Annotated in this window: 8 protein-coding genes and 1 pseudogene; 3 read left to right on the top strand and 6 right to left on the bottom strand. The window is 42.6% G+C overall.

Annotation, left to right across the window (positions count from 1 at the left end; genetic code table 11):
* Positions 1 to 5: 5 nt before the first annotated feature.
* Positions 6 to 2,207: a 1,4-alpha-glucan branching protein GlgB gene (gene glgB, locus VFM80_RS03170; RefSeq protein ID WP_395069473.1), complete on the bottom strand. Its 2,202-nt coding sequence runs from the start codon at positions 2,205 to 2,207 to the stop codon at positions 6 to 8.
* A 103-nt stretch (positions 2,208 to 2,310) separates the two neighbouring features.
* Between glgB and VFM80_RS03165 the strand changes: the two genes are divergently transcribed.
* Positions 2,311 to 3,537 (top strand): FtsX-like permease family protein, encoded by a 1,227-nt coding sequence (locus tag VFM80_RS03165; RefSeq protein WP_395069471.1) that lies wholly within the window; start codon positions 2,311 to 2,313, stop codon positions 3,535 to 3,537.
* 57 nt (positions 3,538 to 3,594) lie between these two features.
* Here VFM80_RS03165 and VFM80_RS03160 read toward each other — a convergent pair whose 3' ends face one another.
* Entirely contained in the window at positions 3,595 to 5,205 is a 1,611-nt protein-coding gene (locus tag VFM80_RS03160; protein WP_395069469.1) for a UDP-N-acetylmuramoyl-tripeptide--D-alanyl-D-alanine ligase, read from the bottom strand.
* A 221-nt stretch (positions 5,206 to 5,426) separates the two neighbouring features.
* On the opposite strand from VFM80_RS03160, the gene VFM80_RS03155 reads away from it, so the two are divergent.
* Together VFM80_RS03155 and VFM80_RS03150 are read left to right on the top strand one after the other, a co-directional pair.
* Complete coding sequence (locus tag VFM80_RS03155; RefSeq protein WP_395069467.1) at positions 5,427 to 6,431, top strand: sugar phosphate nucleotidyltransferase; 1,005 nt, start codon at positions 5,427 to 5,429, stop codon at positions 6,429 to 6,431.
* A gap of 337 nt (positions 6,432 to 6,768) precedes the next feature.
* Complete coding sequence (locus tag VFM80_RS03150) at positions 6,769 to 8,736, top strand: CASTOR/POLLUX-related putative ion channel (protein WP_395069465.1); 1,968 nt, start codon at positions 6,769 to 6,771, stop codon at positions 8,734 to 8,736.
* Between the two features lie 511 nt (positions 8,737 to 9,247).
* Here the strand turns inward: VFM80_RS03150 and ruvA are convergent.
* From ruvA to VFM80_RS03130, 4 genes and pseudogenes are all read right to left on the bottom strand, one after another.
* A complete protein-coding gene (gene ruvA, locus VFM80_RS03145; protein WP_395069463.1) occupies positions 9,248 to 9,844 on the bottom strand; it encodes a Holliday junction branch migration protein RuvA in 597 nt (198 codons plus the stop codon).
* Positions 9,845 to 10,011: 167 nt separating this feature from the next.
* Positions 10,012 to 10,584 (bottom strand): crossover junction endodeoxyribonuclease RuvC, encoded by a 573-nt coding sequence (gene ruvC, locus VFM80_RS03140; protein WP_395069461.1) that lies wholly within the window; start codon positions 10,582 to 10,584, stop codon positions 10,012 to 10,014.
* Positions 10,585 to 10,587: 3 nt separating this feature from the next.
* On the bottom strand, positions 10,588 to 11,424 hold the full coding sequence (locus VFM80_RS03135) for an enoyl-ACP reductase FabI (protein WP_395069459.1): 837 nt from the start codon (positions 11,422 to 11,424) through the stop codon (positions 10,588 to 10,590).
* A 154-nt stretch (positions 11,425 to 11,578) separates the two neighbouring features.
* A pseudogene (locus VFM80_RS03130) lies at positions 11,579 to 11,941 on the bottom strand (DNA polymerase IV); the annotation flags it as partial.

The following is an 11,941-nucleotide window of genomic DNA, read 5'->3' as shown; positions in this document are numbered from 1 at the left end:
TAATGTTAATTCTTTGGTTTTAAAATTATACCGGCTAAAGGCGGTACTGTTATAGCAATGTTGGCTTTTTGATTATGCCATTCCCCCCACTCTGCATGAACTTTACTGTCTCCGGCATTACTTCCTCCGTAAAATTCGGAATCACTGTTTATGAGTACCTTAAATTCGCCGGCATGGGGAACACCAACTTTATACCCATAATGAACTTTGGGAGTAAAGTTAAGGATCACAACAATAAAGTCTTCCGGGTCTTTTGCTCTTCGGATAAAAGAAATAATACTGTTATCGGCATCGCTTACATCGATCCACTCAAAGCCACGCCAGTCAAAGTCCATTTGATGCAGGGCCTTTTCTTCTTTGTTGATCTGGTTTAGGTCTTTGAGCATCAAATGGAGCCCCTGATGCTTTTCCCACTCCAGAAGATGCCAGTCTAAAGATCTCGATTCACTCCATTCCGACCATTGTCCAAACTCACATCCCATGAAAAGAAGGTTCTTGCCGGGATGTGCATACATATATAAGTAAAGAAGCCGCAGGTTAGCAAATTTTTGCCAGTCATCACCGGGCATTTTTGAAAGCATGGACTGCTTCATGTGAACTACTTCATCGTGCGAAAATGGAAGGGTAAAGTTTTCCGAAAAAGCATAGATCAGAGAAAAGGTCAGCTGATCCTGGTGATATTTTCTAAAGAGTGGATCTTTTTCAATATAAGTTAAGGTGTCATTCATCCAACCCATGTTCCACTTGAAGTCGAATCCCAATCCGCCGGTTTCAGTTGGGCGAGAAACACCGCCCCATGAAGTGGACTCTTCAGCAAAAGTAATTACCCCCGGGAAATGGTGGTGAACAGAGTCGTTGAATTTTCTTAAAAAGTTGATAGCCTCAATATTTTCACGCCCTCCATACTTATTGGGAACCCATTCTCCTTCCTCTCGTGAATAATCCAAATAGAGCATAGAAGCTACGGCATCAACACGAAGTCCGTCTATATGAAATTTATCGCACCAGTAGATGGCGTTTGAGATCAGGAAGTTATTGACCTCAGTGCGCCCAAAGTTGAAGATGCATGTGCCCCAGTCTTTATGCTCTCCTTTACGGGGATCATTATGTTCAAAAAGGGCCGTTCCGTCAAAGCGACGCAGCCCATGGTCATCTTTGGCAAAGTGAGCCGGAACCCAATCAATAATAACTCCAATATCCGCCTGGTGGCACTGATCAACGAAATACATAAAGTCTTCAGGAGTGCCAAAGCGACTGGTGGGCGCAAAATATCCGGTGATCTGATATCCCCATGAAGGGTCATAAGGATGTTCAGCTACAGGCATAAGCTCAACATGACTATATCCCAAATCTTTTAAGTAAGGGACAAGCTGATCGGCCGTTTCCCGGTAATTCAAAAAGCCGGGCTCTTCTCCAACTTTACGCCGCCAGGAACCCAAATGCATTTCATAGATCGAGATCGGTTGCTCAAGATCTTGTTTTTGCTCGCGAGACTTCAGCCATTTCTCATCATTCCATGAAAAGCTTTCAACATCTTTAACAATAGAAGCTGTGCCCGGCCTTAATTCAGAATAAAAGCCAAACGGATCCGCTTTTTTAAGCGGAGGATCCTGAGCGGGTGACTTAATTTCATACTTATAATAATCGCCTTCTTGAACATGCGGAATAAAGATCTCCCAAATTCCCTGATCGTGGAATTTTCGCATGCGGTGTACACGACCGTCCCAACTGTTAAACTCACCGATCACACTTACACGGTCAGCACTTGGGGCGGTAACTACAAAATGAGTCCCTTCAACTCCATCTATTTTTCGTTGATGGGCCCCCATAAACTCATATGCCTGATGGTGATTTCCTTCTCCCCACAATTGCAGGTCAAAATCACTAATCAGTGACTTAAACTGATAAGCATCTGTTATGGTAAAAGTTTCTCCCTTATGTGGAGCAATCATGAACTGATAATGGAATCGGTTTTTTCGTCTGGCAAACACTCGTTCAAATAAACCGTCTGATGAGATACGGTCTAACTCATACTTCTTTTTATCAATAATAGCCGTAACAGACTTGGCCTCAGGCCGAAAGGCTCTTAGTACTAATTTATTTTTTCCATCAACTTCAATTTCATGTAACCCTAAAACCGAAAAAGGATCACCATGTGATCCATCTGATATAGAAGCAATAATTTCTTTTGAAAGTGTAGAACTCATCACAATTATTGAGTTTGAAAGGGCGGTAAAGATACTAAAAGTTTATGAAATGTATGTGTTGATTTAAAGTGCTTTCGAGTACTTGATTCTATATTTTGGGGCTATGAATAATTCCGGATTTATTGCAAGGCGTTACCTCTTTTCCAAAAAGCATGTATCGCTTATATCTACACTTACATTTATCAGTATTACCGGTATAACTATCGGTACAGCGCTTTTAATTGTAGTTCTGTCTGTTTTTAATGGCTTCTTTGATGTGATAAAAAGCTTGTTGCTTTCCTACGATCCCGATGTCAGAATAGAAGCTTCCGGTTCGGATACATTCGCACAAAATGAGCAGCTGATGGAGCAAATAAGGTCATTGCCGGAAGTGCGTATTATTTCTCCTTATGTGGAGGGGAAGGCATTACTGGTGTTGGACGGTGTGCAGAATGAAGTGGTTGAAGTTAAAGGTATTGAGCGGGATTTGTTTTTCCAGCTGGTAGATATCGAAAAAAGCGTGACTACCGGTGTTTTTGATCTTTCAGTTCGCGACAGAACACCCGGTATTATTGTTCATGAAGAACTAAAAAACCGGCTCCGGCTTAATATTGAAGATGATATCGCGCTGCTGAGTGCTGCCGGGATGAAAAACGCCCTTACCCAAATAACGGTACCTCAGACCTATCGATTTGATTTGAGGGGTGCCTATTTCTTACAACAGGTTGCGGGTGGCCCGAAAGTTTTTGTCGATATTGAAGCAGCAAAAAGGCTTTTTCGGGTTCGAAATGAGATAACGGGATTGGATATTAAGCTTCACAATAATGAAGCCGCTGAAGAGGTGAAGGAAAAGCTTGAAGCAAAGCTTGGACCGAACTTTGAGATCTCAACCTGGTATGATCTTCAAAAACCATTGTATGATGTTATGTATCTGGAAAAGTGGGGCTCTTTTGTGGTATTGATACTTATTGTGATCGTGGCCGTGCTTAATATTATTGGGTCGCTGACTATGATCGTTATTCAAAAACAACGGGACATAGGGATCTTAATGTCGATGGGGTACAGCAAAAAAGGCATTAAATCTATTTTCAGAAAACAGGGTTTATACATAGGGCTCATTGGCTGCGGTATTGGGGGGGCACTTGGATTATTATTGAGTTGGGCACAAATGAAATTCGGACTGGTGAAACTTTCTTCTGCTTTTATTATTGATGCCTATCCGGTTCAGGTCCGCCCTCTGGATGTGGGCATTATCCTAGTTGCAAGCTTGATACTATGCATTTTGGCAAGCTGGTATCCCGCTCACCGAGCCGCACAGGTCCAGCCCGCCGATGCCGTTCGATTTGAATAGAGAAATTAGAAATTTTGGATTATGAATTTTGAATAGACAACTCTAATTCAAAATTTCTTACTCATTATATACATCAGGAAGATCATTTTCGTAGAGGATGACATCTCCGGGACGGGCATGTTTCTTGACCAGCTCATTAGCTTCAAATAAGTTATTAACTACACGGACATTCATGGCAGTGGTGTCGTGTTCCCTGATTCCTTCCAGGATGGGTTGGGCTCTTTCTTCTCCCACCAACACTACAAGATCCAAATTAGCTTTACCAATGGCAGAACCAAACTTCCGGTTTTCCTCGGCCTCGATATCTCCCAGCTCAACCATTCCGGGAGTAATGATAATACGTTGACCGGAATTGAACTGACTTAATATTTCTACTGCATTTTTAGCTCCCACAGGATTAGAGTTAAAAGCATCATCGATCACAAAAAGATCGCCTTGCTGCTTCATTTCCAGGCGGTGCTCAATAGGTTCGATCTTAGCTGCGGCCAGTGCCATGGTCTTCAAGCGGATGCCGAAATGTTTTGCCACGCCAACAGCCAGCAATAAATTCTGGACATTGTGAGCACCTAAAAGTTTGGTTTGAAAGCGTTCTTTTTCATCCCCGGCCTCCACATCGAATTCCATTCCTGAGGTATCATAGGAAATGTTGCTTCCTCGGACGTCCCCTTCTTCTAATCCGACTAATATGCGATTGATCTCAGGTAGATCTGCTCCCATTCTCGAAACCCTGGGGTCATCTGCATTCAATATAGCTACGTCTCCATCCGATAAATTATCAACCAAGGTTCCCTTTTCTTTGGCGATCACATCCTGTGAACCAAATGTTTCGAGGTGAGCAACTCCTACATTCGTTACAACTGAAATATCCGGCTTGGCGATATCACAAAGTTCCTGAATATTGCCTTCATACCGTGCTCCCATCTCCAGGATCAGGATCTGATGGTTGGACTGCAAGTCGTTGTTGATCACCTTGCAAATACCCATAGGGGTGTTATAACTTCCAGGCGTGGAGCACACGTTGTAGCGCTCTTTCAAAAGATCACGAATCATAAATTTAGTGCTGGTCTTGCCATAGCTGCCAGTTATTGCTATCACTTTAAGGTCGGGCATGGAAGCCAGCTTCTTTCGGGCCTGATTTTTGAAGCCGTTCTGAATATAAGTTTCGATTGGCTTTGTGAGAAGCCCTGAGGAGAGGATGTAAAAGGGAATAAAGGCAAGCCCTAATCCCCATCCCACAAGAAGCATCAGGAGATCAAAAGAAAGCAATCCCGCGAAGTGATTGGGAAGGAGAAGATCTAAAAAAGGCAGAAATCCCGTGAAACTCATATATGTAAATAAAGCGGGGAAAAATGCCGAGAATGTTACAAATGGCACCATTAAACGTTTAACCCTTGAAGTATAAACCAATGGTTTTTTTATCTTGGCAGAACTGTAACGGGCAACAGACCCGAACCAGAAAAAGGAAAGTGTGAACAAGACCACAGCAACTGAAGAATAAGTGACCTTATCTAAGATCCAATCTTCAAACCAAAGTAAAAGAAAGATGAGGATATTGATCATTGCTATATTGGACGGGATGATCTTTTCATCCCAGTGACTTTTCATCCACTGCCAGAATTCGTTGTTTTTATAGCCTACCTGTTGATACGTATGAAGAAAAAACCACATGCGATACCAAGTGTATCGTAAAAGAATGAGGCAAAAAAGGATAGCGCCGACATCAAGGAGCGTGTAATACCAGTTCAAATTGTTCAGAATTAGTTTAAAAATTTAAGCCGCTGAAGATTATTGGGAAGTTATGAAATTAACGGTTATTCGAAATCGGTTTAGAACCTTCCTATATTCACCGCGCAATCAATAAAATTGTTTCAATAAACGAAGAGAAATATATGAAATTAATTATCCCAATGGCCGGACGGGGTACCCGCGTTCGCCCGCATTCCCATACAGTTCCCAAACCCCTGCTTCCTGTTGCGGGAACCATGATCGTTGAACGCATTGTAGAAACTTTTAACCGTACGCTCGATCGTGATATTACAGAGATCGTGTATATCCTCGGACCCGATTTTGGAGAAGACATCAAGCAGCCGCTGCGCGAGATGAGCAAGCGTCACAACGCCAAAGCTCTTTTTGAAGTGCAGGCTGAAGCCCTGGGAACTGCTCACGCTGTAGCCATGGCCAAAGAACATTTGGACGGAGAAGTGATCATTGCTTTTGCGGACACCATTTTTGACAGTAAAGAAAAGTTTGATCTTGGAGATGCTGACAGCGTGATCTGGTTGAAGAAAGTAGAAGACCCTTCCCGATTTGGTGTGGCCGTGCACGAGGGCGACAAGATCACCGGATTTGTGGAGAAGCCTAAAGAGTTTATTTCTGACCTTGCCATTATTGGGGTGTATTATTTCAAAGATGGAAATTATTTCAAAAAGCAGATCGAGTGGGTGCTGGATAATGATATGAGAGGTCCGGGCGGAGAGTATTTCCTAACGGCTGCTTTGGATAAAATGATCCAGGATGGCAAGATCTTCAAAACTGCAACCGTGGATGAATGGCTGGATTGCGGAACGCTGCCTGCCTGGCTGGAAACTACCGGCATCATCACCGAAAAAGAATTTGACGGTGTGGATGAGAGCCGTTTCAAAGAAACCAAAATCATTCCGCCGGTATATATTGGGGAAGGGGTTGAAATTGAAAACAGTACCATTGGCCCGAAAGTGAGTATTGAAAATGATACGGTGATCAAAAATTCCAAAGTGGAAAATACCATCATTCGCGATCATGCATCCCTGGAAGATGTGGAGACTTCAGGCTCAACCATTGGAGCCCATACTACATTGAAAAATGTAAAAGGAAAAGTGGATGTGGGTGACCATAGCGCGTTGAATATTGATTAGTGAATATTCAATATTGAATTTTGAAGTAAAAGGGCTCCTTATTGGGAGCCTTTTTTATTTTCGGGAATTGTTTTCCAAATTCCTTCATGTCTTTGTAAATAACCTGAGTTCGACATAAAAATAAATCATATGATAAAGTACAGGTTCATTTTGCGACGAATGCCCGAAATCTAATTGTCTTTTTAGGAATCAACCGCTGATTTTATGGCTATAATCAGATTCCCGCCTACGCGGGAATGACCCTATGTTATTTTTTTACTTGTTATGGGATATCTTATATCGAACTCAGGTTAAATAGTATATTCAGAGCAATCTTAAAGCAGGATCAATCCCTAGTATGAAAAAGCTTACCCGATATTTCACTGAATGGTTCAACTTCTTTTTGGAGCGACAATTCATAAAAGGCACCCATATTCAATTACTATTTGTAATTGCCCTGATCGGGATCATTTCAGTGATAGGTGGATTATTGGTGCTGCCGGCAGGCGATCCTACATCTTCAATTGGGGATTCAGTTTGGTGGGCTTTTCTCAGGCTTTCCGATCCCGGTTATTTGGGAGATGACTCGGGTACCTGGAGGAGAATAGTTTCAACCCTTCTCACTGTTGCAGGTTATGTAGTATTTATGGGTTCTATGGTGGCAATTATTACGGCCTGGCTAAACCGTAAGATCCGGAGCCTGGAGCAGGGACTTTCTCCCGTTACAGCTTACAATCACGTTGTTATCTTAGGCTGGACAAATCGAACCATTCATATCGTTTCAGAATTGATGCAATCCACCAAGAGGGTTAAAAAGTTCTTGAAGAGACATGGGGCACGGGTGCTGAAACTGATCATACTGGCTGATAATGTAACACCCAATAAACTTCAGGAACTGAGAGATAATCCCCTGATCGGAAAGCGGGCAAAAGAAGTGATACTGAGATCAGGAGATGTCCTGGACAGGGAGCATTTAGGAAGGGTTGACAGCATGAATGCTTCAGCAATCATCATTCCAAGTCCGAGCAGGGCAAATAAAGAACTCATTACACCCGATGTCGAGACCATTAAAACGTTATTGTCTTTGAATGCAGAGTCTAACAGGCTTCATAAAAATAGAAAACAACCCTATATAGTAGCTGAAATTCAGGATGAAAATAAAGTAAAAGCTGCCTATAGAGCCTATCGGGGACCTTTAGAAGTTATTTCAAGTGACACCATCATTAGCCGGCTAATCACCCAAAATTTGCATCACGATGGAATCTCCCTGGTATATAATGAGATACTCTCGCACAGTTTGAATAATAATTTATATGCTTATGAACTTCCGGAGGCGGATGGAAAAACCATCAACGAACTTAGAGGAATATTTCCAAAAGCTATTCTATTTGGCGTGGTGAAGGAACAGGATGGTATATTTACGCCCGTTTTAAATCCCCCCCTTGGCCTGAAGGTTGATAAAACAGATCGGTTGATCCTTTTAGCTAAAAGTATAGATGACATAGAAGTTCAACCCGAGGATTTGAAACATCTCAAGCCTTTAAGCGCTGAACTTAAAGTGAAAGAAAGACCTAAGGTGAACAATTATACAGGAATCACCAAATTGCTTGTACTTGGTTGGAATCACCATATTCCGGCATTGGTGAAAGAGCTTGGCACCTATGAAAATGAAGAATTTCATATCACCTTTGCTGCGTTACGCCCGCTTCAAGACCGCCACTCTGCCATCGATCATATCTTATCCTCAGTAAATAATATTACTTGTACTCATGTACTTGCAGATTATATTCGGGAATCTGAATTGCGAGCTGTAGAACCTAATCGGTTCGATCACATTTTATTGGTAAGCAGTGATAAGATGGCCGATGAGGAAGAAGCTGATGCCCGTACCATCGTTGGCTTCACGCTGCTGGAAGAATTACTTGAAACGGCAGATAAACGCCCGCATGTAGTAATGGAGTTGACAGACCCCGGCAACGAGATCCTCATCCAGAACTTTCGCAGCGAAACTATTATTAGCCCGCTCATTTTGAGTAATCTTTTGGCAACTATTGCAATGCGGCGAGAACTCTTTTGTGTGTATAACGAGCTGTTTACGGTTGGGGGGGCTGAAATTATTTTCAGGGATCTCTCTGAATACAACCTTCAACCCGGTGTGCTAAAATTCAAAGATCTGGAAAAGCACATCGCTGAATATCAGGATACCGTACTTGGCGTATACCTTCCTAATGCGGAATTAAAATCAGAGCTCAGTTTGAATATCCCAAGGCACCAAAATGTTAAATTGACCGAGGATATAAAGTTAGTAGTGTTAAGTACGGTTTAGTGTTTTTGGGCACCTGGAAAATTTCCTCTTACAGAATAAAGGGTTTCATCTCGTAGAAAGTGAGCTAAAAATTGGATGGAATATTTTTTAAAAAAATTCTTATTTCAATTATGGGTGAAAATGAAATCATAAGTCATGGAAACCAAACAGATCCTGGAAACTTTTTGAGGAACACCTTAGAGACACTTCTCAATATTTTTTGTATAAGGACAAAAAACTGCTCAATGAAGAGCGTTATTAAGAATTTGCAGAAGAGCAGATAGGTAAAGCAAAAAAGATATTTCAAGCCGTATCTTTTTCTTTGATACTTTGTTCTTTGTATGGAATAATCAGTCTCATTAAATATGGTGCAGAACCAAACTGGTTTGATCTAACTGTAGGTCTTACGTGTTGGTTAGGTTGGGCAGGTATAGTCTTTTATGCCTCCAAAGAATACTACACCATTAAAAGCTCGATGAATTTATTCATTAAAATGATAGAGAGAGGTATAGATACTGAGTAAGGTTTTGGCCTATTTATTCAAACTCACCAGTGCTTTTTTAATTATCACCGAAGCATCCTCACTCTCGGTCTCTTTCAGGGCTTTCATCACCGCCTGCTCCGATTCTTTCTTTTTGAATCCAAGCGACTCAAGAGCAGAAATGGCTTCTCCAGTAACGCTCGATTCAGATGATGAAGTCGGGGTAACTCCCGCGGAAGCAGCATATTCAGAAAGCTTATCCTTCAGTTCCACGATGATTCGCTCCGCTGTTTTCTTGCCAATACCGGGTACTTTGGAAAGGGTTCCGGCTTCGCTGTTGGTGATAGCCCCGATAAGCTGAGCGGCCGGTAAGCCGGATAAAATGGTAAGTCCCAGTTTCGGTCCCACTCCTTTTACGGTGATGAGTTTCTCAAAAAGTGCTTTTTCATCCGAAGAAAAGAAACCAAATAATCGCTGATCGCTGTCGGTGATGTGATGGTAGATGAGTAACTTTACTTCTGAACCGGCGCTTTCGAGTTGTTCCTGGGTGATGGAGGAAATTTCTACGCGGTAACCCACACCGGATACATCAAGGATGACGACTCCTTCTTTTTTTTCTTCGATGTAGCCTTTTAAAAATGCGATCATGTGTTATTCATTTCTATTTTTGGACGTATTGCATACGCCTATGTTAGATTCAAACATCAGGGCGAATGCGATTCGCCCCTACGGTATAAATAAAAATTCAAAAAAGAGTACAGATTCAATATCGCAGAACTAATTCCATCAAAAATCACTCTATCAACTTTCAACTCTCACTTAATCACCCGATCGGGATTATCTGCCACAAAACTTGCCCAATCACTTTTCTTATTATTCTGATGCGTTTTCTTTTTGGAAAATCCGGGGATTCCTTTGCCCTTCATCATGTGGCACCAGGCCACGGCCAAAGCATCCGTGGCATCATTGGATAATTTCTCATCCGGTAATTTCACCATTTTGTTCAGCATAAAAGCGACTTGCTCTTTGCTGGCATTTCCATTTCCGGTGATGGATTTCTTTACCACTTTTGGGAAATATTCCACTGCGGGAAGTCCGTTGTTGGTGATGGCCAGCATGGCAGCCGCTTGTGCCCGGCCCAGCTTCAGCATAGCCATGGGATCAACTCCGTAAACCGGGGTTTCAACCGCGCAGGACGTGGGTTTGTTAGAACGAATGATAGCCGAGATCTTGTCAAAAATAACCTGCAATCGCTCGGCATGATCTTCAATATCAGCCATACGAATTACATCACACCGTAAGGCGATCAGCTTTCCGTTTTCTTCCGTTAACAGGGCATAGCCGGTGTTTCGGGAACCGGGATCAATACCGAGGATTATATCAGGCATATATTATTCGTCGTCTTTGTCACCGTAAACTTTAGCAAGGTCTTCGATCATTTCTTCTGAAATACCGGAATTCACAAAACCGCCATCGTGGAACAGATTCTGCATGGTCACTTTTCGCGTCAGGTCAGAGAAAAGAGTCACGCAATAATCGGCACATTCATCAGCAGATGGATTCCCCATCGGCGCGATCATATCGGCGAAGGTGTACATTCCGTCAAAACCTTTGATACCGGTTCCGGCCGAGGTTTTGGTAGGAGCCTGAGAAACAGTATTCACTCGAATACCTCGTTTGGCCAATCGACTTCCATAGTTTCTTGCAATACTTTCAAGCAGGGCTTTGGCATCGTTCATGTCCGAATATTTAGAGAAGATACGTTGCGCTCCGATGTAAGAAAGTGCTACGACGCTCCCTCCGTCGTTCAAAATTTCTGCTTTTTCAGCGTGGTTAAGAACCCGGTGCAGAGAAATAGCCGAGATATCCAGTGTTTGCTGCAGCCAGTGGTAGTTGAGGTCGGTGTATTCCTTTTTCTTACGCACATTTGGCGACATACCGATGGCATGAAGAATGAAATCAACTCCACCCAAATGCTCTTTGGTTTGACTCATCAGCTCTTCGATCTCATCATCTTTGGTGACATCACATGGAATGATGGGGGCACCGGTTTCTTCACCTAATGCATCCAACGCACCAAGTCGTAATGCCACCGGTGCATTGGAGAGCACAAAGTCAGCTCCTTCTCGCTTACAAGCTAAAGCTATTCTCCAGGCGATACTTCGATCGTCCAATGCGCCAAAAATGATTCCTTTTTTTCCTTTTAATAATCCGTAACCGTCACTCATGTTTGATCAATTTCTTATTGTTGTATGGTATAAGGGGAAATTCACGATAATCTCGGTAAAATGATAGTCGGTATTGTGTGTCCGTGTTTAAGTGTTACGGTGTTACAGTGGCAAGTAAACCACTGTAACACCGTAACACGTTAGCACATGAAAACTAAAACGAAAACTCTAACTGCTCCCAAACTGTTTCTTCATTCAGGTTTAGATTAGACAACGTGATCCCAAGCAACCTCACAGGGCGATTTCCAACTTCGGTTTCTTCTAATAGCTTACGCACTACATCCATGATATCCCGATACCGATTTGTGTACTGGGGAAGGGAATAACTTCGGGTGATAGTATCAAAATCATCATAGCGGACTTTAAGAGTGATGGTCTTGCCGGCCGCGTTGATCTTTTTCATTCCTTCGGCAATGGTTTGGCCCAGCTCATCCAAAAAATTATTTACCCATTCCAGACTGTCGATGTCCTCCGAGAAGGTTCGCTCCTTTCCATACGATTTGCGAACCCGATGAGG

The organism is Gracilimonas sp. (genome assembly GCF_035704785.1).
Lineage (GTDB): Bacteria > Bacteroidota > Rhodothermia > Balneolales > Balneolaceae > Gracilimonas.
This window is presented reverse-complemented; position numbering and strand designations above follow the sequence as displayed.